This window comes from Phytopseudomonas dryadis, assembly GCF_004327355.1.
GTDB lineage: Bacteria > Pseudomonadota > Gammaproteobacteria > Pseudomonadales > Pseudomonadaceae > Aquipseudomonas > Aquipseudomonas dryadis.
In genome coordinates this window covers 71,614-92,342 of record NZ_QJUM01000020.1, presented here as the reverse complement: position 1 = coordinate 92,342, position 20,729 = coordinate 71,614, and the positions used below count along the sequence as shown (strand labels likewise).

Genomic DNA, 20,729 nt, shown 5'->3' with positions numbered 1-20,729 from the left:
CCTACTGCGCCTCGCTCGTTCCAACGGCCTGATAACCTGCCAGCTCATGTCGATACGGCAGTTGCGGGCCGACCCGCGAACAGGTCAGCGCCGCCGCCTGCACGGCGAAGCCGAGCATGGCGTCGATGTGCTCACGCGACAGCGTGGCCAGGGCCTCGGGGCTGTCCAGCCCCTGTTCCACCAGGTAGGCGATGATCGCCGCCTGAAAGCTATCCCCTGCGCCGACGGTGTCGCGGGTCACCACGGTGCGGGCCGCAATCGACCACTGCCCGTGCTGCCGGCTGAACACGCTCGCCCCCTCGCTGCCACGGGTCAGGAACACCAACTGGCAGCGCTGCGCCAACCAGCGCTCGACGATCGTCAGTGGCTCGACACCGGGATAGAGCAGTCCCAGGTCTTCCTCGCTGACCTTGATCAGATGCGCGTGGGCGGCAAAAGATTCAATCCGCTGGCGCCATAGCGCGATATCAGGCGCCGGATTGAGACGTACGTTGGGGTCCAGGCTGATCAGCCGCTGCCCGCTTTCGCGCCGCACCAGCGCCAGCAGGGTGTCGGCGATCGGGGTCACCACCAGCGAGTAGGAACCGACATGCAGGCCGCTGACCCGCGCATCCAGCAGCGGCAGGTGTTCCGGCAGCAGTTGCCGGTCGGCGCAGCCTTCGCCGCGGAACATGTATTGCGGCGAGCCCTGGGCATCCACGGCGACCATGGCCAGGGTGGTCGGCGCCTCACTGGCGATCAGATAGCGATCACTCACGCCCTCCTCCAGCAGCACCTGACGCAGGCGCTGGCCGAGGTAGTCGCTGGAAATGGCGCCGAACAAGGCCGCCTCCACGCCCAGCCGGCACAGCCCCAGCGCCACGTTGAACGGCGAGCCGCCGGCCAGGGCCTGGAAATTCAGCTCGCTGTGGCGCGCGCCGGGCTGGCAGAAAAAATCGAACAGGGCTTCGCCGCATACCAGGTACATGGGGTTCTCCGCATCACAGAAGGCGCGCTCGCGCAGGGCAGGGTGGGCGGCACGGGCCGCCGGATCGGTTCATTGCAACTGGCGCACCTGCTCCCGGTAGCGCTGGTAGACGACTTCGTAGGCGCTGCTGCGCTGCCCGTCGGGCTGCGTGACGCGCTGCTCGTCGAGGCTCACGCAAGTGTCGCACAGCGACGCGAGGCTGAGCGCCTGGCCCCGCTCGTGGGCCACGCACCAGGCGGCCTGGATCGCCGCGCCGAGGGCCGCGGCCTCGGTGTGGCGCGGACAGGTCACCGGCGTGCCCATGATGTCGGCGACGATCTGCCGCCACGCCGGGCTCTTCGCGCCGCCGCCGATCAAGCGGATGTCCTGGCTGTGGATACCGCTGTCGCGCAACAGGTCGAGGCCGTAACGCAGGCCGAAGGTGGTGCCCTCGACCACCGCGCGGCAGAGGTTGGCGCGGTTCAGGTTGTCGCTGGTCAGGCCGTGCAGGCTGGCGCTGGCCTGGGGCAGGGCCGGCACCCGTTCGCCGTTGAGAAAGGGCAGCATGAGCACGCCGCCGGCGCCGATGGGCGCCTGCTCGAGCAGCGCCGAGAAGCTCGCCAGATCCAGTTCCAGCAGTTGCTGGATGGCGCCCGTGGCGTTGGTCAGGTTCATGGTGCAGATCAGCGGCAGCCAGCCGCCGGACGACGAGCAGAAGGTGGCGACCTGCGGATGCGGGCTGATCCGCGGCTGATCGGCATAGGCGTAGACCGTGCCCGAGGTGCCCAGGCTCATGGTGATCGATCCCGGACGGATGTTGCCGGTGCCGATGGCGCCCATCATGTTGTCGCCGCCGCCGCTGGCGACCAGCGCACCCGGGTCGATGCCCAGGCGCGCGGCGATCTGCGGACGGATCGGCCCGACGCATCGATGCGCTTCGATCAGCTCGGGCAGCGCCCGCACCAGCGCGCCATCGGGGTCGATCAGCTCCAGCAGCGCGGTGTCCCAGGTGCGCGTGCGCACGTTGAAGTAGCCGCTGCCCGAGGCATCGCCATACTCGGCGCAACAGCGGCCGGTGAGCCAGTAGTTGAGGTAGTCGTGGGGCAGCAGGATGTGGGCGATGCGCGAGAACACCTCGGGATGGTGATCGCGCGTCCACAGCAGCTTGGACACCGTGTAGCCCGGAGCGATGGCCACGCCCAGGCGTTCCAGGGAGCCGCTTTCCCCACCGAGGAAATCCAGCAGGTGCTGGTTCTCCCCGGCGGACTCGGTATCGCACCACAGTTTGGCCGGGCGCAGCACCTGGCTCTGGGCATCGAGCAGCACCAGGCCGTGCTGCTGGCCGGACACGCCGATGCCGCGAATCGCGCCGCCCGCCACGCCGGCCTGCTGCAGCGCCGCCCGCGTGGCCTGCTCGAAGGCCTGCAGCCAGTCGTCCGGTTCCTGCTCGCGACGGCCGTTGGCGCCGCTGATCAGGCGGTGCGCCGCACTGCCCTCGCCGAGCACGCGACCGCTCTGCGCATCGAGGATCAGCGCCTTGGTGCCCTGGGTGCCGCAGTCGATGCCGAGGAACATGCCGGCCTCCCGCTCAGTGCAGCGCGCGCAAGCGCTCGGACAGCAGCGCTTCGAGCTTGAGGTGGTCGGCATGGAACTGGCGGATGCCCTCGGCGAGCTTCTCCGTGGCCATGGCGTCTTCGTTCATCTGCCAGCGCAAGCTCGCTTCGTCGAACGCCTCGGGACGAGCCTCGCGACGCCCGGCGTCGTTCAGGGCCGGCACCAGCTCGCCACTGCGCCCGGCCAGCTCGCCGAGCAGGGATGGGCCGATGGTCAGGCGGTCGCAGCCGGCCAGGGCGAGGATCTCGTCGACGTTGCGGAAGCTGGCCGCCATCACCACGGTGGGGTAGGCATGGCGTTTGAAGTAGGCGTGGATCTCGCGCACCGAGCACACCCCGGGATCGTTCTCGGCGCTGAAGCTGCGCTCCGGCATCTGCCGCTGGTGCCAGTCGAGGATGCGCCCGACGAAGGGCGACACCAGGTACACGCCAGCCTCAGCACAAGCGCGCGCCTGGGCCAGGTTGAAGATCAGCGTGAGGTTGCAGTGGATGCCCTCCCGCTCCAGTTGCCGGGCCGCCTGAATGCCTTCCCAGGTGGCGGCGATCTTGACCAGCACCCGTTCGCCGTCGGCGCCCTGCTCCAGGTAATGGCGATACAGCGCACGGGCCCGCGCCAGGGTCGCCTGGGTGTCGAAGGACAGCGACGCCGGCACTTCGGTGGACACCTTGCCCGGCACCTGCTCGAGAATCTGCAGGCCCATGGCGACCACCAGGCGATCGCCGGCCAGGCTCAGCACATCATGGGGCGAACGGCTGTTGAGCAGTGCCCAACGCAGCGCCGCCTCGACCTGGCTGGCGTACTGGCCGGCCTGCAGGGCCTTGAGCACCAGCGATGGATTGGTGGTGGCGTCCTCTGGCTGGAAGCGTTTGATCGCTTCCAGGTCGCCGCTGTCGGCGACCACCAGGCTGTGTCGTTTGAGCTGTTCCAGCAGGCTGCTCATGGGCTGCTCCTTGACGATGGGTGGCGCCGGGTCATTCACCCAGCAGGGTCTGCAGGGTGCGGCTGACGCCGAGCTTGCGCAGGCTGTCGTAGCACAGCTCGAAGGCGGTGACGAAGGCGGCCGACTGTGGAATCGCCGTGCCGAAGATGGCCTCGACGCCCAGCAGCCGCTCGCGCAGCCGATCGTCATCGCTGACCAGGGCCTGACAGAACTCGGCGCGCGGATCGGGAATGCGATAGGCCGTGCCGTTCTCGTCGACCCCCTTGAGGTACAGCGCCCAGGCCGCCACCACCAGCGCCACGCGCTCCAGCGGACGGCCATCGGCGATCAGGCGGTTGAGGGTCGGCACGATGAACTTGGGAAACTTCGACGAACCGTCCGAGCAGACCCGCTCGAGCTGATCGGCGATGGCCTGGTTGGAGAAGCGTTCGATCAGGGTGTCCTTGTACCGGTCCAGATCGATACCGGGCACCGGCGCCAGCTGTGGCGTCACGTCGAGCTCCATGAAGCTGCGTACATAGCGCTGGAACAGCGGGTCATTCATGGCTTCGTGAACGAAACGGTAGCCCTTGAGAAAGCCCAGGTAGGTCAGCGCCAGGTGGCTGCCGTTGAGCAGCTTGATCTTCATCTCTTCGTAGGGGGTGACGTCGTCGGTGAACTGCACGCCGACCTTTTCCCAGGCCGGCCGGCCGTTGACGAACTTGTCCTCCAGTACCCATTGCACGAAGGGCTCGCAGACCACCGGCCAGGCATCCTCGATGGCGTGCCGCGCCGACAGCTGCAGCCGGTGGGCGTCGCTGGTCATCGGCGTGATGCGGTCGACCATGGCATTGGGGAAGCTCACGTGGCCATCGATCCAGGTCGCCAGCTCGTGGTCGGCCAGGTGGGCGAAGGCGAGCAGCGCCTTGCGCGTCACCGCGCCGTTGTGCGGCAGGTTATCGCAGGACATCAGGGTGAACGCCGGGATGCCGGCGGCGCGCCGTCGGGCCAGCGCCGCGCAGAGAAAGCCGAAAACGCTGCGCGGGCTGTCGGGATGGGCCAGGTCGTGCTGGATGTCCGGCAGATCGGCCATGAATTCGCCGCTGCTGTCGTCGATGCAGTAGCCGCCTTCGGTGATGGTCAGCGACACGATGCGGATCGCCGGGTCCGCGAGTTTGTCGATCAGCGCCGCCGGCGAATCCTCGGCCAGCAGCATGCCGCTGATGGCGCCGACCACGCGCACTTCCAGGCCCGGTTCGTCGCCCAGCACGAGCATCGTGTAGAGGTGATCCTGCTCGGCCAGGGCCTCCTGCATGGCGCGGTCCTCGCGGCGCAGGCCGACGCCGCAGATGCTCCAGTCCCGGGCCTCGCCCTGGTTGAGCAGGGCCTCGGTGTAGATCGCCTGGTGGGCGCGGTGGAAGCCGCCCACGCCGATGTGGGCGATGCCCTGGCGGGTGCTGGCCGGGTCATAGGCGGGAACCGCGACGTCTGCCGCGAGCGAGTCGAGGTGCTGGCGAGATAGTTTCATGGGGTCGTTCCTGAATCGCCTCGAGCGGCGGCCGGTCAGGCCGCCTGCTCGGGCTGGATGCGTTTGTCGATGGCCTGGCCATCGGCGTCGAAGAGGTGGCAATGGGCGGGATCGAAAGCCAGTTCCAGGGCCTCGCCGTAGGTCGGCGCGAAGTCGCCGCGCACGCGCACCGTGAGCAGCTCCTCGGAGCCGGCGCGCACGTGGCAGAAGGTGTCGCTGCCCAGCCGTTCGCTGACGTCGGCGGTGACCTTGAGCCGGCCCTGCCCCACGGGCACCACGTTGAGGTGCTCGGGGCGGATGCCCAGGGTCACCTGGCTGCCGCTGGCCAGCCCGGTGCCCGCCAGCGGCAGATCCAGGGTCGCGCCGCTGTCCAGGCGCACCTGGCACAGGCCGCTGTCGACCCGCTCGACCCGGCCGCGCAGGAAGCCCATCTTCGGCGTGCCGAGAAAGCCGGCGACGAACAGGTTGTCGGGGTGGTTGTACAGCTCCAGGGGCGAGCCGACCTGCTCCACGCGGCCGCCGTTGAGCACCACCACCTTGTCGGCCAGGGTCATGGCTTCGACCTGGTCGTGGGTCACGTAGATCATGGTCGCCTTCAGCTCCTTGTGCAGCCGCGCCAGTTCCAGGCGGGTCTGCACGCGCAGGGCAGCGTCGAGGTTGGACAGCGGCTCGTCGAACAGGAAGATCTTCGGATTACGCACGATGGCGCGGCCGATGGCCACGCGCTGGCGCTGGCCGCCGGAGAGCTGTTTGGGCTTGCGCTCGAGCAGCGGCTGCAGCTCAAGGATGCGCGCGGCATCGGCCACCTTGGCCTGCACTTCCTGCTTGCCGACACCGGCCAGGTCGAGGGCGAAGGAGAGGTTCTTGCGCACGGTCATGTGCGGGTACAGGGCGTAGGTCTGGAACACCATGGCCAGGTCGCGCTTGGCCGGCGCGGTATCGGTGATGTCGGCGCCATCGAGGGTGATGGTGCCGCTGGACACCTCCTCAAGCCCGGCGATCAGCCGCAGCAGGGTGGACTTGCCGCAGCCGGACGGCCCGACGAAGACCACGAACTCGCGGTTCTCGATATCCAGGTCGATGCCCTTGATGATCGCCGTGCCGTCGAAGCCTTTCTTCAGGTTGCGGATTTTCAGGTCAGCCATGGAATCAACCCTCTTGTTATTCGATTATTTGACGGCGCCGAACGACAGGCCACGCACCAGCTGCTTCTGGCTGATCCAGCCGAAGATCAGGATGGGCGCGCAGGCCAGCGTCGAGACGGCGGAAAGCTTGGCCCAGAACAGGCCTTCGGGGCTGGAATAGGAGGCCACCAGGGCGGTCAGCGGCGCGGCGGCGGAACTGGTCAGGTTGAGCGACCAGAACGCCTCGTTCCAGCACAGGATCAGCGACAGCAGCATGGTCGAGGCCAGGCCGCCACGGGCGATGGGCAGCAGCACGCGGACGATTTCCTGCCAGGTGCTGGCGCCGTCCAGGCGCGCCGCCTCGAGGATTTCCACGGGGATGTCCTTGAAGTAGGTGTACACCATCCACACCACGATCGGCAGGTTGATCAGGGTGTAGATGACGATCAGCACGATGCGCGAATCGAGCAGGCCGAACTGCTTGGCCAGCAGGTAGATCGGCACCAGCACGCCCACCGGCGGCAGCATCTTGGTCGACAGCATCCACAGCAGCGTGCGCTTGGTATGGCGGGTTTCGAAGAAGGCCATGGAGTACGCCGCCGGCACGGCGATCAGCATGCTCAGCAGGGTCGCCGAGAAAGAGATCAGCACCGAGTTCCAGGCGAAGCTGAAGTAGTCGCTGCGCTCGTTGATGTGCAGGTAGTTCTCCAGGGTCGGCGTGAAGATGAACTGCGGCGGCGTGGCGAAGGCGTCGAGTTCGGTCTTCAGGCTGGTCATGACCATCCAGAAGATCGGAAAGAAGATCAGCGCGGCGATGGCCCAGGCCAGCGTGCCGATGAGCACGCTCTGCAGGCGGCGGGATTGCTTCAGGGTCAACATCTCGGCGCCCTCACTGTTTATCGGTCAGGTTCTTGCCGATCATGCGGATCAGCACGATAGCGGCAATGTTGGCGATGACCACCGCGATCAGCCCGCCCGCCGAGGCCATGCCCACGTCGAACTGCAGCAGCGCCTGGGTGTAGATCAGGTAGGCCAGGTTGGTCGACTCGTAACCCGGGCCGCCGCCGGTGGTGGTGTAGATCTCGGCGAATACCGAAAGCAGGAAGATGGTTTCGATCATCACCACCACGGCGATGGGCCGCGCCAGGTGCGGCAGGGTCAGGTGCCAGAAGATCGCTATCGGCCCGGCGCCATCGAGGCGCGCCGCTTCCTTCTGTTCCTGGTCGAGGGACTGCATGGCGGTCATCAGAATGAGGATGGCGAACGGCAGCCACTGCCAGGACACGATCATGATGATCGAGAACAACGGGTGGTGCGCCAGCCAGTCCACCGGCTGGGCGCCGAAGAACTGCCAGACCGCGGCGAGAATCCCCGAGACCGGGTGGAAGATCAGGTTCTTCCACAGCAGCGCGCTGACCGTGGGCATGATGAAGAACGGCGAGATCAACAGCACCCGCACGATGCCCCGACCAAAGAACTCGCTGGCCTCCAGCAGGGCCGAGATCAGCACGCCGAACACCACGCTGATCAGCAACACGCTGCCGACCAGCAATAGGGTATTGGTGGCACCGGACAGGAACGCGGCGTCGGTGACGAAGTACTCGAAGTTCTCCAGGCCGACGAAATCGTTGTCGCCGGGATACAGCAGGTTGTAGCGGATCAGCGAGAAATAGATGGTCATGCCCAGCGGCACGATCATCCAGATCAGCAGCAGGATCACCGAGGGGCTGACCAGGAACCAGCCGGGCGCCAGGCGTCGCGATTTTCGCGGCGCCGGCTCGCGGGCCTGCTCTGCAGGATTTTCGATGGTGTTCATCGTGTCTCCGAAAGACGGTTCTACAGCGGATGACGCTTTACGTAGGGTGGGTTAGCGGCGCCGTATAGCGTTTCTAACTGTCGCCACGATTGCGGGGCGTCGCGTAACCCACCAGGCGATCGTCTGCGTTGCGCCCATGGTGGGTTACGGCGCCATGCCTATTGCATGACACGCATGTCATGCGATAAGGCGCCTAACCCACCCTACGGATTGGCTACTTGGGATAACCGGCGCGCTTCATTTCCCGCTCGGTGCTCTGCTGTGCCGCCTGCAGCGCCTGATCAGGCTGCATCTGCCCGGTCAGGGCGGCGGCGAACAGCTTGCCGACCTGGGTGCCGATGGCCTGGAACTCGGGAATGGTCACCAGTTGGATGCCCACGTAGGGCACGGGCTTGGCGCTGGGGTCGGCCGGATCGGCCTTCTTCAGCGAGTCGAGGGTGACCTTGGCGAACGGCGCGGCCTGCATGTAGGCATCGCTGTAGGTCGAGGCGCGGGTGCCCGGCGGCACGTTGGCCACGCCATCCTTCTCGGCGACCAGCGCACCATAGGCCTTGGAGGTGGCCCAGGCACTGAAGGTCTTGGCCGCGTCCTTGGACTTGGAGCTGGTGGGGATCGCCAGCGCCCAGGAGTACAGCCAGGAGGCGCCCTTGTCGGTGACCTGGGTCGGGGCGAAGGTGAAGCCCACCGAGTCGGCCACCTTGCTCTGCGATTTGTCGGTGACGAACGAGCCGGCCACGCTGGCATCGACCCACATCGCGCACTTGCCGCTGTTGAACAGCGCCAGGTTCTCGTTGAAGCCGTTGCTCGACGCGCCCGGCGGGCCGTATTTCTTCATGGTGTCGACGTAGAAGTTCAGCGCGTTCTTCCACTCGCTGCCGGTGAATTCCGGCTGCCACTGCTCATCGAACCAGCGCGCGCCAAAGGCATTGGCCACGGTGCTGATCAGCGCCATGTTCTCGCCCCAACCCGCCTTGCCGCGCAGGCAGATGCCGTACTGACCCTTGTCCGGCTGGTGCAGCTTACCGGCGAATTCGGCCACCTGTTCCCAGGTCGGCTGCTCGGGCATCGTCAGCCCGGCCTGCTCGAACAGGTCGGTGCGGTAATAGGTGATGGAGGCTTCGGCGTAGAACGGCAGGGCGTAGAGCTGGCCCTTGGCCGAGAGGCCTTCGCGCACCGAGGGGAAGACGTCATCGAGGTCGTAGTCGGCGGGCAGATCGGTCATCGGCTCCAGCCAGCCCTTCTCGCCCCACAGCGCCGCTTCGTACATGCCGATGGTGAGCACGTCGAACTGGCCGCCCTGGGTGGCGATGTCGGTGGTGAGGCGCTGACGCAGGACGTTCTCTTCGAGCACCACCCACTTGAGCTTGATCTCGGGGTTCTGCTCTTCGAAGGTCTTCGCCAGGCGCTGCATGCGAATCATGTCGCTGTTGTTGACCGTGGCGATGGTCAGGGTTTCGGCGGCCTGGGCGAAAACGGTGAGCGACAGGCATGAAGCGGCAACGAGTGCTTTGGTCGAGTTGTTCATGGGTCTTGAACTCCTCTCCCTGGCCGGTGCGACCTCGGGAGACATTATTGTTTTTGTATTGCACGGCCTGGATTACACCCCCGCGCGCCCGGGGCAACAACGCCTTGCCTGCACAGAAATCGATACTTTTTTGCACTGGACGACACGGGCAAAACCCTGCCGAACGAGCACGCAATGCGTCAAGCACGGCCATCCAAGGTGCCGGGAGGCAGATCGGCGAGGCTCAATCAGTACAGGTTTTGCTCGGTCACGCGCTGCGTGACCAGCTTGCGGTAGCCGCTCGGGGTCATGCCCTTGAGCTGCTGGAAACGCCGGTTGAAGTTGGAGATGTTGTTGAAGCCGGACTCGAAGCACACCTGGGTCACCGGCTTGTCGCTCTTGGTCAGCAGCTCGCAGGACTTGCTCACCCGCATGCGATTGACGAACTCGACGAAGCCCCGCCCGGTGGCCTGCTTGAAGAAGCGCGAGAAATAGCTGGGCGTCATGCCCAGGTACTCGGCCACCTCCTCCTGGGACAGCTCCTGGGCGTAGTGCTGGAAGATGTAGTCCACCGCCCGGTTGATCCGCTCCACGTGGTGTTCGTCGGCCAGTTGCGGAGCGGTCATGTCCGACAGCAACTGGTAGTCGTCGCAGCCGGCGAGCAGCTCCATGAGGATGAAGAAATGGCCCAGGCGGGTCATGCCCTGGGAGTCGGCGATGCGCTGCAGCAGTTGCCGCGCTTCGCCGATGGTGCGTTTGCAGCGGAACTCGATGCCGTACTGCGCGCGCGCCAGCAGCGGCTGCAGATCCTTGAGTTCGGTGAACACCGCGGTGCCGCTCTCCAGCACCTCGTCGGTGAAGTTGACCAGCATGTCGCGCTCGGCGACCTGCTCGCCCGCCTCCATCTGGCTGATCCAGTTGTGCGGCAGGTTGGGGCCGGTGAGAAACAGGCTGTCGGGAGAGAAGTTGCCGATGTAGTCGCCGACGAACACCTTGCCCGAACTGGCGACGATCAGGTGCAGCTCGTATTCCTTGTGGAAATGCCAGCGCACCAGGGGGCTGGGAAAGCCATGCTGGCGATAGATCAACGAATGGCCTTCGTGATCGTCCATCAACTCGTAGGAAGGATCGGGCGTTCTCTGGGTTCGGGACATGATTCGGGCGGCGTCGTCTTGTTCTTGTCGGAATATCGACTAGAGACCCTAGCATAGCCCTCCAAGTTCGCCGATCTCGCGCCCGCGAACCCTGTCACAGAGGCAGGCGTGGCCGGCGCTTTTTTCATCCACCACTGCGATCATGGAGCCGGTGGACGGGAGAAGCGTCGTCCAACCCTACAAATGGCCGCTATTGCTTTTTAACGCCTTTGGCAGGCGCCGCCATCAACGACCAGGACGTAGGGTGGATGACGCTCTTTTCATCCACCATTGCGATTGCAGAGCGGTGGACCGACGTTGTGCGATCCACTGTGGGAGCGGGCCGCGCCCGCGATTCGCGCACATGGCGCGCTCCCACACCTTCTGTCTCCCACGCAGAGCGTGAGTGCGTGTGACCGCTGTAGGGAGGGCCGGGCGGCGATCCGCTTCAGCCCACCCATATCGAATGTCGGCTAGCGCCTTATCGCGGCCCCACTACACAACCCACAGCGAGCAGACCGACTCAGCCCTGTGGATAACGTGCACGAGGCGTGGCCATCGGCAGCGGGCCGTCGCCGATCTGGCGGAATCCGCCGGTCTCGGCATCGTAGGCCTTGATCTGGCAGCTTTCGATGTCATACACCCAGCCATGGATGAACAACTGCCCGGCGGCCAGACGCGAGGCCACCGAGGGGTGGGTGCGCAGGTGGTCGAGCTGGGCCACCACGTTTTCCTCGGTGAGCACGCCCAGGGTGGTGTGGTCGGCGCAGCCGCAGTTGTCGGCGACCACGGTTTTCGCCACCTCGGCATGGCGCAACCAGGCCTTGACCGTGGGCATGCGCTCCAGGGTCTCGGGGTCGAGCACGGCCTTCATCGCGCCACAGTCGGAGTGACCGCAGACGATGATGTGCTGTACGCCCAGGGCTGCCACGGCGTACTCGATGGCGGTGGACACGCCGCCGTTCATCTGCCCGTAGGGCGGCACCACGTTGCCGACGTTGCGGGTGACGAACAGGTCGCCCGGCTCGCTCTGGGTGATCAGTTCGGGGACGATGCGCGAATCGGCGCAGGTGATGAACATCGCCCGCGGCGTCTGCGCATGGGCCAGCTTCTTGAACAGCGCCTGCTGCTGCGGGAAGACATCCTGACGAAAGCGCAGGAAGCCCTCGACCAGGTGATCCAGCGCCTCGGCGGCCGACGCGGCGGTTTTTGCGGGTTTGCCATCGGCAGGACGATGATTACCAGGCATAGCGTTACCTCGTGTACGGATGGGGCGAAGCGTGCGACAGCGCACAGCTTCCCAGCCGGCAGGGCTTGCCGGCAAGTGGTCGAAGGCTTGGACTGTGGCAAAATCGTTCAAGGCACGTCGGCGTGACGAATCTCCGCTCGCCGAGACGATTCCAATGCGGCGACGCCCCTTCATGTAGCCCGGGTTGAGCGCAGCGATACCCGGGAGATGGCGCCCTGGGTTTCGCGTCGCTCAACGCCAGGCTACGGTTCTGTCGCCGCTACGGCCTGCTCGGAACCTGCCCTCGAAGTGGCCGCCGCACCTCCTGTAGCCCGGGTTGGGCGCAGCGATACCCGGGAGATGGCGCCCTGGGTTTCGCTGCGCTCAACGCCAGGCTACGGTCCTGTCGCCGCTACGGCCTGCTCGGAACCTGCCATCGAAGTGGCCGCCGCACCTCCTGTAGCCCGGGTTGAGCGCAGCGATACCCGGGAATGGTGCCCTGGGTTTCGCGTCGCTCAACGCCAGGCTACGGGATGGCGTTCAGAACAGGCCCATCTGCCGACCGGGCGGGCAGAACAGCGAGCAGTCCAGCCCTTCGCGCGGGGTGCGGTCGTAGCCGTAGCGGCGCCTGGCCAGGCGAAAGCGCTGGGCCAGCAGTTCGGCGAAATGCCCCTCGCCCTTCATCCGCGTGCCGAACCGGCTGTCGTAGTCCTTGCCGCCGCGGGACTGGCGGATCAGGCTCATCACATGCTCGGCGCGCTCGGGAAAGTGGTTCTGCAGCCACTCTTCGAACAGCCCGGCGATCTCCAGCGGCAGGCGCAGCAGCACATAACCGGCCGAGCGGGCGCCCGCCTCGCGGCCGACCTCGAGCAGGCGCTCCAGCTCGCTGTCGTTGATCATCGGAATCATCGGCGCGGCCATCATGCCCACCGGCACGCCGTGTTCGTGCAGGCTGCGCATGGCCCGCAGCCGGGCGGAGGGCGAGGCGGCGCGCGGCTCCATGATGCGCTTGAGTTCATCGTCCAGGGTGGTGACGCTGAAGGCCACGCTGACCAGGCGCTGGCTGGCCATTTCCTCGAGCAGGTCGAGATCGCGCAGGATCAGCGTGCTCTTGGTGATGACGCTCACCGGGTGACGGTAGCGCAGGAGGATTTCCAGGGCCTGACGGGTCAGCCGCTGCTCGCGTTCGATGGGCTGGTAGGCATCGGTATTGATGCCCAGGGCGATCGGTTGCGGCACATAGCCCGGTTTGCTCAGTTGTTCTTCCAGGCGCTCGGCCAGGTTGCTCTTGGCGATCAGCCGGGTCTCGAAATCGATGCCCGGCGACAGGTCCCAATAGGCGTGGCTGGGCCGGGCGAAGCAGTAGATGCAACCGTGCTCGCAGCCGCGATAGGGATTCACCGAGCGGTCGAAGCCCACGTCCGGCGAGTTGTTGCGGGTGATCACGCTTTTCGCCAGTTCGTGGCGCACCTCGGTGGCGAAGGTCAGCGGCGTCTGTTCCTGGTACCAGCCATCGTCCTCGGCCTGGCTGCAGGTCGGGGCGAAGCGGTTGTGCGGATTGCTGGCGGTGCCGCGACCGCGTGGTGGCGATGTGGGGTTCATGGTGTCGCACTCGATAACTGTATATAAATACAGTATTCGCTTTCACCGCAACCCCACAAGGGGCCCTCGTCGGCGGCAAAGGTTGGCTGAACCGTTCGTCGGTGCTCGCGGTCGCAATTGCACAGCCCATCGCATCGACCACCGTGCCGGAGCCCGCATGCCGTCCGTCCCCTTCTTCGTTTCGCACCGCGCCACCGCGGGCCTGCTGGCCTGCGCGATCCTGGCCGGCTGCGGCGAGCAGGCGCCGCCCGAGCCGCAGCACCCGCGGGTTCGGGTGGCGACGGTGAGCATCGTCGATTATGCCACCGACGCCAGCATCACCGGCGACATCCAGGCCCGGGTGCAGACCGACCTGTCGTTCCGTATCGGCGGCAAGATCGTCGAACGCCTGGTCGACGTCGGCGACCGTGTCGAGGCCGAGCAGGTACTGGCCCGCCTCGACCCGCAGGATCAGCGCAACGCCGTGCGCTCCGCCGAAGCCGCGGCCGAGGCGGCGCGCGGGCAACTCAAGCTGAGCGCGGCCAACCTCTGGCGCCAGCAGCAACTGCTGCCCAAGGGCTACACCAGCCGCAGCGAATACGACAGCGCCCTGGCCAGCGAACGCAGCGCGCGCAACAGCCTGGCCGCTGCCGAGGCACAACTGGCCGATGCCCGCGAGCAGAGCGGCTACACCGAACTGCGCGCCGAGGCGGCGGGGCTGATCACCGCGCGCCAGGCCGAGGTCGGCCAGGTGGTGCAGGCCACCGCGCCGGTCTTCAGCCTGGCCCGCGACGGCGAACGCGATGCGGTGTTCAACGTCTACGAATCCCTGCTCGCCGCCCCCAGCGGGCAGCGCCTGCAGGTCACCCTGCTCGAGGACCCGACGGTCAGCGCCGAGGGCACGGTGCGCGAAGTCACGCCAACGGTCTCGGCGCGCAGCGGCACGGTGCAGGTCAAGGTGAGCCTGGAGCAGGCGCCGCCGGCCATGACCCTGGGCGCCGCGGTCAGCGCCCAGGTGCGCAACCCGGCCACGCGCAGCGTCGAGTTGCCCTGGTCGGCACTGACCAAGGCCGAGCGCGAACCGGCGGTCTGGCGACTCGACGCCGAGGGCAAGGTCGCCCTGCACCCCGTGCGCGTGGGCCGCTACCTGACCGACAAGGTGATCATCAGCGACGGCCTCGACGACGGCGACCGGGTGGTGGTGGCCGGCGGACAGCTGCTGCATCCCGGGCAGCGGGTGGAGATCGCCACCGATCGCAGCGCCGGAGAGCAGCCATGAAGGTGCACAGCCCGTTACCGCACCGTATCGCCGCGGCCTGCCTGCTGCCCTGCGCCGTGCTGCTCGCCGGCTGCGACGACGACGCCCCCGCGGCGCCGATCCGCCCCGTGCTCTACGCCGAGGTGCAGCAGCTCGATGAACAGGCCCTGGGGCGCTTCGCCGGCACCATCGAGGCGCGGGTGCAGAGCACCCTGGGCTTTCGCGTCGGCGGCCGGGTGGCCCGGCGCCTGGTGGATGCCGGCGCCGAGGTGAAGGCCGGCGAACCCCTGGCCATCCTCGATCCGACCGACCAGCAGAACGCCCTGCGCGCCAGCGAGGGCGACCAGGCCCGCAGCGAGGCGCAGTGGATCAACGCCCAGGCCAACGCCCGCCGCCAGCAGGAGCTGTTCGACCGCGGGGTCGGCGCCAAGGCCGTACTGGAGCAGGCGCAGACCGAACTGAGCAGCGCCCGCAGCAGCCGCGACCAGGCCGCCGCCGCCGCGCGCCAGGCCCGCGACCGGCTCGGTTACGGCACCCTCGGCAGCGACTTCGATGCCGTGGTCACCGCTTGGCACGTCGAAGCCGGGCAGGTGGTCGGCGCCGGCCAGGACGTGGTGACCCTGGCCCGTCCCGAGGTCAAGGAGGCGGTGTTCGACCTGCCGGTGGAGCTGGCCGACGCCCTGGACGCTGAAGTGCAGTTCACCGTGGCCTCGCAACTCGAGCCGAAGGTCGCCAGCCGTGGGCGCCTGCGCGAGCTGGAGCCGCGTGCCGACGCCGGCACCCGTACCCGCCGCGCGCGCCTGTCCCTGGAGCAGACACCGCCAGGGCTGCGCCTGGGCACCGCGGTCAGCGTCAGCCTGATGCGGCCGGTGCAGCCGCGCAGCGTGCTGCCGGCCAGCGCCGTACAGGAGGTCGACGGCCAGCCGCGGGTCTGGGTCATCGACAGCGCTGCGCAGACCGTCAGCCCGCGGCCGGTCCGGGTGCTCGGGCGCGAGGGCGAACGGGTCAGCGTCGAGGGCGAACTCGCCCCGGGCGACAAGGTGGTCAGCGCCGGCCTCAGCGAGCTGCACGAAGGTCAACGGATACGCATCGACGAGGGCGTGGCACCATGAACCAGCAGGCGCCGCGCAAGGACGGCTTCAACCTTTCCGACTGGGCGCTGCGCCACCAGTCGTTCGTCTGGTACCTGATGTTCGTCGCCCTGCTCATGGGCGTCATTTCCTACCTGAACCTGGGCCGCGAGGAAGACCCGGCGTTCACCATCAAGACCATGGTGATCCAGACCCGCTGGCCCGGCGCCACGGTGGACGAGACCCTGAGCCAGGTCACCGACCGCATCGAGAAGAAGCTCGAGGAACTCGACTCGCTTGACTACGTGAAGAGCTACACCCGCCCCGGCGAATCGACCATCATGGTGTTCCTGCGCGACACCACCAAGGCCGGCGACATTCCCGAGATCTGGTACCAGGTGCGCAAGAAGGTCGACGACATCCGTGGCGAGTTCCCCCAGGGCTTGCAGGGTCCTTCGTTCAACGACGAATTCGGCGACGTGTTCGGCTCCATCTACGCCTTCACCGGCGAGGGCCTGAGCATGCGGGCGCTGCGCGACTACGTCGAGCAGGTGCGCGCCGAGATCCGCAGCGTGCCCGATCTGGGCAAGGTGCAGATGGTCGGCCAGCAGAACGAGGTGTTCTTCCTCGATTTCTCCACCCGCAAGCTGGCGGCCCTGGGTATCGACCAGGCCCAAGTGATGCAGAGCCTGCAGGCGCAGAACGCGGTGACCCCCTCCGGGGTGATCGAGGCCGGGCCGGAGCGCATTTCCGTGCGCACCAGCGGCCAGTTCGCCTCCGAAGCCGACCTGCGCAACGTCAACCTGCGCCTCGACGAGCGCTTCTACCGCCTGGCCGATATCGCCGAGATCAGCCGGGGCTACGCCGATCCGCCGCAGGCGCTGTTCCGCTACAACGGTACGCCCGCCATCGGCCTGGCCATCGCCATGCGCGACGGCGGCAACATCCAGTCCTTCGGCAAGGCCTTGCACGCGAGGATGGACGCGCTGGCCGCCGACCTGCCGGTGGGGGTCGGCGTGCACGTGGTCTCCGACCAGGCCGAGGTGGTCGAGGAAGCCGTCAGCGGTTTCACCCGCGCGCTGTTCGAGGCGGTGCTGATCGTCATGCTGGTCAGCTTCGTCAGCCTCGGTATCCGCGCCGGCCTGGTGGTGGCCTGCTCGATCCCCCTGGTGCTGGCCATGGTCTTCATGTTCATGGAGTACAGCGGCATCACCATGCAGCGCATCTCCCTGGGCGCGCTGATCATCGCCCTCGGCCTGCTGGTGGATGATGCCATGATCACCGTCGAGATCATGGTCACGCGCCTGGAAAAAGGCGACTCGCTGCACGACGCCGGCACCTTCGCCTATACCTCCACGGCCTTCCCCATGCTCACCGGCACCCTGGTGACGGTGGCCGGCTTCGTGCCCATCGGCCTCAACGCCAGTTCGGCCGGCGAGTACACCTTCACCCTGTTCGCCGTGATCGCGGTGGCCTTGTCGCTGTCCTGGGTGGTGGCCGTGGTGTTCGCCCCGGTGATCGCCGTGCACATCCTGCCCAAGCGCCTGAAGAGCAAGGATAAAGGCCCGGGGCGCATCGCCCGGGCTTTCGACCAGGGTCTGCTGTTGGCCATGCGCCACCGCTGGTGGACCATCGGCCTGACCGTGGCGCTGTTCCTCGCCTCCCTGGCGGGCATGACCCAGGTGCAGAGCCAGTTCTTCCCGGCGTCGGATCGCCCGGAGATCCTGGTCGACCTCAACCTGCCGCAGAACGCCTCGATCAACGAGACCCGCGCCGCGGTCGACCGCCTCGAGGCCAGCCTCGTGGACGACCCCGACATCGCCCGCTGGAGCACCTACATCGGCCAGGGCGCGCTGCGTTTCTACCTGCCGCTGGATCAGCAGTTGCAGAACCCCTTCTATGCGCAGCTGGTGATCGTCAGCCAGGACATCGACGCCCGCGACCGGCTGATCGGCAAACTGAGGCAACGCTTGCGCGAGGAGTTCGTCGGCATCAGTGGCTTCGTCCAGCCGCTGGAGATGGGCCCGCCGGTGGGGCGGCCGATCCAGTACCGCATCAGCGGCAAGGATGTCGACCAGGTGCGCAAGCATGCCCTGGAGCTGGCCACCCTGCTGGACGGCAACCCGGACATCGGTGAGATGGTCTACGACTGGAACGAGCCGGGCAAGGTGCTGCGCATCGACATCGCCCAGGACAAGGCACGCCAGTTGGGGCTGTCCTCCGAGGATGTGGCCAATGTGCTGAACAGCATCGTCAGCGGCGTGAGCGTGACCCAGGTGAAGGACGACATCTACCTGATCGACGTCATCGGCCGCGCCGAGGACAGTGAGCGCAGCTCGCCGGAAACCCTGGAGAACCTGCAGATCGTCAATCCCAGCGGCACCTCCATCCCGCTGCGCGCCTTCGCCAGCGTCGGCTACGAGCTGGAGCAGCCGCTGGTCTGGCGCCGCGACCGCAAGCCGACCATCACCCTCAAGGCGTCGGTGGTCGGCGACATCCAGCCCACCGACCTGGTCGCCAACCTGGCACCGGACATCCGCACCTTCGCCGACGCGCTGCCGCCGGGCTACAGCGTCGCCACCGGCGGCACCGTGGAAGAGAGCGGCAAGGCCCAGGGCCCGATCGCCAGCGTGCTGCCGCTGATGCTGTTCCTCATGGCCACCTTCCTGATGATCCAGCTGCACAGCGTGGCCAAGACCTTCCTGGTGTTCAGCGTGGCGCCGCTGGGGCTGATCGGCGTGGTGCTGGCCCTGGTGCCCACCGGCACGCCCATGGGCTTCGTCGCCATCCTCGGCGTGCTGGCGCTGATCGGCATCATCATCCGCAACTCGGTGATCCTGGTGACCCAGATCGACGCCTTCGAACGGGCCGGCGACTCACCCTGGAAGGCGGTGATCGAGGCCACCCAGCACCGCCGCCGGCCGATCCTGCTGACCGCCGCCGCGGCCAGCCTGGGCATGATCCCCATCGCCCGCGAAGTGTTCTGGGGGCCGATGGCCTACGCCATGATCGGCGGCATCTTCAGCGCCACCCTGCTGACCCTGCTGTTCCTCCCGGCGCTGTACGTGGCCTGCTACCGCATCCAGGAGCCGGCGCGCGAAGATGGCTGAGCGGCACTGGGGTAGACTGCCGTGGCCCAGCCCATTCGCACGGAGCCGCCCATGCCCCTGAAACTGCCCGATCGCGTCGCCGAGATCAGCCTGGACAGCGTCTGTACGCCGGGAAGCATGCCGGGCTTCGTGCCCTTCGCCGAGCACGCCCTGGGCAACGGCGACAGCTACGGCCTGTACTGGCCGGTGGGCCAGGAGGGATGCGCGCCGCTGGTGGCCGAGACCTACCACGACGAAGGGCGCCTGGTGCCCAATGCCGATCAGATAAGGTTTTTGTAGGAGCAGAAGAGCGGCAAACCGCCGCCCGTGTAGGAGCGTCGACCTCGGCGCGATGCGAGGTCGCCATCCAGTGGAATCCGAGGCGTGGGCACCATTCGCCGCGGGGTCGCGGCTCCTACAGGACCAGGGCAAGCTGCCGTTTTGTGGGCCAAACGCTTAACTGACAGGCATTAGCCTGGTGCCGGCCTTCTCCAGCCTGGACACCTTTCTCGCCGCCTCGCAGGGCCTGGAGGATGACGATGGCTACCTGGAGCATCCCGACTTCAGCCAAGACCCCGACGCGCCGCAGGCCGCCTACGAAAAAGCGCGCCTGCTGGTCGGTCGGCAGGCAGTGGACGAGGCCATCGTGCTGCTCGAACGCATCCTGCAACGACTACCGGAATACGCCGACGCGTCGTCCCTCCTGGTCAGCCAGGCGGACGGCCCGGCGGAGCTGGCCGACGACCCCCTGTGGCAACGGCGCGCGGGGTTTCGCGCCATCCCCTGCGGCGGCAGCAAGCACAACGACCTGTACCCGCTGATCGACGAAGCGATCGCGGCCTATATCGAACGTGGCGACACCGTCAGCGCCCTGCTGTTGCTGCAGAGCCAGGCCCAGTACATGGGTGGCGAGACCCTGTCGCTGCAGCAGCGCTACGGCTTCGAGCGCAACGCCCAATGGGCGCGCCAGATGGCCCTGAGCGGCGAACTGGCGCACGGGCCGAGACAGCTTTGAGGCCAGCGATCCTGCGGGCCGGCGCCGGCGGGCATGTCGCGGGTTCTGCCCGTCAACCTGCCTGCTCCACGTGTGACCAGGGGTCCGCTTCGAACGGCGCGAGCAGATCCGCCGAGGCACGGTAGGTGATCAGCGTCCAGGGCGTGTTGAGCGGCGTCCAGTACTGCTGGCGGTCGCGGCCGAGCTTGCTGGCGTCCGCCAGGATGAACACCGCGGCGGCCTGCTGGATCATCCGCTCCTTGAGGTAGGACTGCCCGGCGCTGGCCTCGCACAGGCCGCGACCGGCGACGACGCCGTCGGCGCTGACGAAGACCTTGTCCGCAGTGAGGCGCTCCAATACGGCCATGGCGGCCGGCCCGAAGGTGGCCATGCTGCTGCTGCGCAGATCGCCACCCAGCAGGGTGACACGCCCCTCGGGCAGTTCGCCGAGCGCAGTGGCCGCCAGCAGGTTGTTGGTGATGACATGCAGCCCGCGCCGCTGGCCCAGCAGCTTGGCCAGCGCCGCCGTGGAGGTCCCGCCGTCGAGCAGTATGGTGTCATGGTCCTCGATGTGGGCCAGCGCGGCGCGGGCGATGCGGGCCTTGTCCGAGCTGAAGTGGCCACTGCGTTCCTGCAGCGAGGCTTCGGGTTCCCGGGTGCCGATATGGGCGGCGCCACCGTAGATCCGCATGATCAACCCCTGCTCGGCGAGGGCGGTGAGATCGCGTCGCACCGTGGCCTCGGACACACCGAGGTGGCCACAGAGCGTCTCGACATTGGTATTGCCGCTGTGGATCAGATCGAGGATCAGTTGGCGACGCTTGGCGACTTTCATGACCTGCCCCATCGGGATGAAACGCCCACTTTAGCGCAATTCCTCGCGTCGAGTCGGGGCCCGGCCGTGCCTGCCTGGCGGTGATGATCC

General features: G+C 67.2%; 17 protein-coding genes. 5 read left to right on the top strand and 12 right to left on the bottom strand.

Annotated features, from left to right (window positions below; translation table 11 throughout):
• Position 1 precedes the first annotated feature (1 nt).
• From DNK34_RS17125 to DNK34_RS17075, 11 genes are all read right to left on the bottom strand, one after another.
• Entirely contained in the window at positions 2-967 is a 966-nt protein-coding gene (locus DNK34_RS17125; protein ID WP_131176194.1) for a carbohydrate kinase family protein, read from the bottom strand.
• A 69-nt stretch (positions 968-1,036) separates the two neighbouring features.
• On the bottom strand, positions 1,037-2,521 hold the full coding sequence (xylB, locus tag DNK34_RS17120) for a xylulokinase (protein WP_131176195.1): 1,485 nt from the start codon (positions 2,519-2,521) through the stop codon (positions 1,037-1,039).
• Positions 2,522-2,534: 13 nt separating this feature from the next.
• Positions 2,535-3,500: a transaldolase gene (gene tal / locus DNK34_RS17115; RefSeq protein WP_131176196.1), complete on the bottom strand. Its 966-nt coding sequence runs from the start codon at positions 3,498-3,500 to the stop codon at positions 2,535-2,537.
• A 31-nt stretch (positions 3,501-3,531) separates the two neighbouring features.
• Positions 3,532-5,007, bottom strand: coding sequence for a mannitol dehydrogenase family protein (locus DNK34_RS17110; protein ID WP_131176197.1), 1,476 nt, complete (start codon positions 5,005-5,007; stop codon positions 3,532-3,534).
• Between the two features lie 35 nt (positions 5,008-5,042).
• Positions 5,043-6,152, bottom strand: a complete 1,110-nt coding sequence (locus DNK34_RS17105; protein WP_131176198.1) for an ABC transporter ATP-binding protein — start codon at positions 6,150-6,152, stop codon at positions 5,043-5,045.
• A 24-nt stretch (positions 6,153-6,176) separates the two neighbouring features.
• On the bottom strand, positions 6,177-7,010 hold the full coding sequence (locus DNK34_RS17100; protein ID WP_131176199.1) for a carbohydrate ABC transporter permease: 834 nt from the start codon (positions 7,008-7,010) through the stop codon (positions 6,177-6,179).
• A gap of 10 nt (positions 7,011-7,020) precedes the next feature.
• The gene (locus DNK34_RS17095; RefSeq protein ID WP_131176200.1) at positions 7,021-7,947 is read right to left on the bottom strand and encodes a carbohydrate ABC transporter permease; all 927 of its coding nucleotides are present in this window, start codon (positions 7,945-7,947) and stop codon (positions 7,021-7,023) included.
• Between the two features lie 214 nt (positions 7,948-8,161).
• Positions 8,162-9,472, bottom strand: a complete 1,311-nt coding sequence (locus DNK34_RS17090) for an ABC transporter substrate-binding protein (protein ID WP_131176201.1) — start codon at positions 9,470-9,472, stop codon at positions 8,162-8,164.
• A 227-nt stretch (positions 9,473-9,699) separates the two neighbouring features.
• A complete protein-coding gene (locus tag DNK34_RS17085) occupies positions 9,700-10,605 on the bottom strand; it encodes a helix-turn-helix domain-containing protein (RefSeq protein ID WP_131176202.1) in 906 nt (301 codons plus the stop codon).
• A gap of 502 nt (positions 10,606-11,107) precedes the next feature.
• A complete protein-coding gene (locus DNK34_RS17080; protein WP_131176203.1) occupies positions 11,108-11,833 on the bottom strand; it encodes a carbonic anhydrase in 726 nt (241 codons plus the stop codon).
• Positions 11,834-12,352: 519 nt separating this feature from the next.
• Positions 12,353-13,414, bottom strand: coding sequence for a PA0069 family radical SAM protein (locus DNK34_RS17075; protein WP_131176204.1), 1,062 nt, complete (start codon positions 13,412-13,414; stop codon positions 12,353-12,355).
• Positions 13,415-13,571: 157 nt separating this feature from the next.
• Between DNK34_RS17075 and DNK34_RS17070 the strand changes: the two genes are divergently transcribed.
• The 5 genes from DNK34_RS17070 (at position 13,572) to DNK34_RS17050 (ending at position 19,825) form a co-directional block, all read left to right on the top strand.
• Positions 13,572-14,672, top strand: coding sequence for an efflux RND transporter periplasmic adaptor subunit (locus DNK34_RS17070; RefSeq protein ID WP_131176205.1), 1,101 nt, complete (start codon positions 13,572-13,574; stop codon positions 14,670-14,672).
• Complete coding sequence (locus DNK34_RS17065; RefSeq protein WP_131176206.1) at positions 14,669-15,763, top strand: efflux RND transporter periplasmic adaptor subunit; 1,095 nt, start codon at positions 14,669-14,671, stop codon at positions 15,761-15,763. The genes DNK34_RS17070 and DNK34_RS17065 overlap by 4 nt, the downstream gene beginning before the upstream one ends.
• On the top strand, positions 15,760-18,831 hold the full coding sequence (locus tag DNK34_RS17060; protein ID WP_131176207.1) for an efflux RND transporter permease subunit: 3,072 nt from the start codon (positions 15,760-15,762) through the stop codon (positions 18,829-18,831). The genes DNK34_RS17065 and DNK34_RS17060 overlap by 4 nt, the downstream gene beginning before the upstream one ends.
• A 51-nt stretch (positions 18,832-18,882) precedes the next feature.
• Entirely contained in the window at positions 18,883-19,110 is a 228-nt protein-coding gene (locus DNK34_RS17055; protein WP_131176208.1) for a hypothetical protein, read from the top strand.
• A 178-nt stretch (positions 19,111-19,288) separates the two neighbouring features.
• Positions 19,289-19,825 carry a hypothetical protein gene (locus tag DNK34_RS17050; RefSeq protein ID WP_131176209.1) on the top strand — a complete coding sequence of 179 codons (537 nt, stop codon included), beginning with the start codon at positions 19,289-19,291 and terminating at the stop codon, positions 19,823-19,825.
• Positions 19,826-19,877: 52 nt separating this feature from the next.
• Here the strand turns inward: DNK34_RS17050 and DNK34_RS17045 are convergent, their stop codons facing one another.
• Positions 19,878-20,639 (bottom strand): DeoR/GlpR family DNA-binding transcription regulator, encoded by a 762-nt coding sequence (locus tag DNK34_RS17045; protein WP_131176210.1) that lies wholly within the window; start codon positions 20,637-20,639, stop codon positions 19,878-19,880.
• Positions 20,640-20,729: the final 90 nt, after the last annotated feature.

Bases quoted from the DNA above. Each gene is read 5' to 3' on its own strand.
- DNK34_RS17125 (WP_131176194.1), bottom strand. From the start codon at position 967: ATGTACCTGGTATGCGGCGAAGCCCTGTTCGATTTTTTCTGCCAGCCC.
- xylB (WP_131176195.1), bottom strand. From the start codon at position 2,521: ATGTTCCTCGGCATCGACTGCGGCACCCAGGGCACCAAGGCGCTGATC.
- tal (WP_131176196.1), bottom strand. From the start codon at position 3,500: ATGAGCAGCCTGCTGGAACAGCTCAAACGACACAGCCTGGTGGTCGCC.
- DNK34_RS17110 (WP_131176197.1), bottom strand. From the start codon at position 5,007: ATGAAACTATCTCGCCAGCACCTCGACTCGCTCGCGGCAGACGTCGCG.
- DNK34_RS17105 (WP_131176198.1), bottom strand. From the start codon at position 6,152: ATGGCTGACCTGAAAATCCGCAACCTGAAGAAAGGCTTCGACGGCACG.
- DNK34_RS17100 (WP_131176199.1), bottom strand. From the start codon at position 7,010: ATGTTGACCCTGAAGCAATCCCGCCGCCTGCAGAGCGTGCTCATCGGC.
- DNK34_RS17095 (WP_131176200.1), bottom strand. From the start codon at position 7,947: ATGAACACCATCGAAAATCCTGCAGAGCAGGCCCGCGAGCCGGCGCCG.
- DNK34_RS17090 (WP_131176201.1), bottom strand. From the start codon at position 9,472: ATGAACAACTCGACCAAAGCACTCGTTGCCGCTTCATGCCTGTCGCTC.
- DNK34_RS17085 (WP_131176202.1), bottom strand. From the start codon at position 10,605: ATGTCCCGAACCCAGAGAACGCCCGATCCTTCCTACGAGTTGATGGAC.
- DNK34_RS17080 (WP_131176203.1), bottom strand. From the start codon at position 11,833: ATGCCTGGTAATCATCGTCCTGCCGATGGCAAACCCGCAAAAACCGCC.
- DNK34_RS17075 (WP_131176204.1), bottom strand. From the start codon at position 13,414: ATGAACCCCACATCGCCACCACGCGGTCGCGGCACCGCCAGCAATCCG.
- DNK34_RS17070 (WP_131176205.1), top strand. From the start codon at position 13,572: ATGCCGTCCGTCCCCTTCTTCGTTTCGCACCGCGCCACCGCGGGCCTG.
- DNK34_RS17065 (WP_131176206.1), top strand. From the start codon at position 14,669: ATGAAGGTGCACAGCCCGTTACCGCACCGTATCGCCGCGGCCTGCCTG.
- DNK34_RS17060 (WP_131176207.1), top strand. From the start codon at position 15,760: ATGAACCAGCAGGCGCCGCGCAAGGACGGCTTCAACCTTTCCGACTGG.
- DNK34_RS17055 (WP_131176208.1), top strand. From the start codon at position 18,883: ATGCCCCTGAAACTGCCCGATCGCGTCGCCGAGATCAGCCTGGACAGC.
- DNK34_RS17045 (WP_131176210.1), bottom strand. From the start codon at position 20,639: ATGAAAGTCGCCAAGCGTCGCCAACTGATCCTCGATCTGATCCACAGC.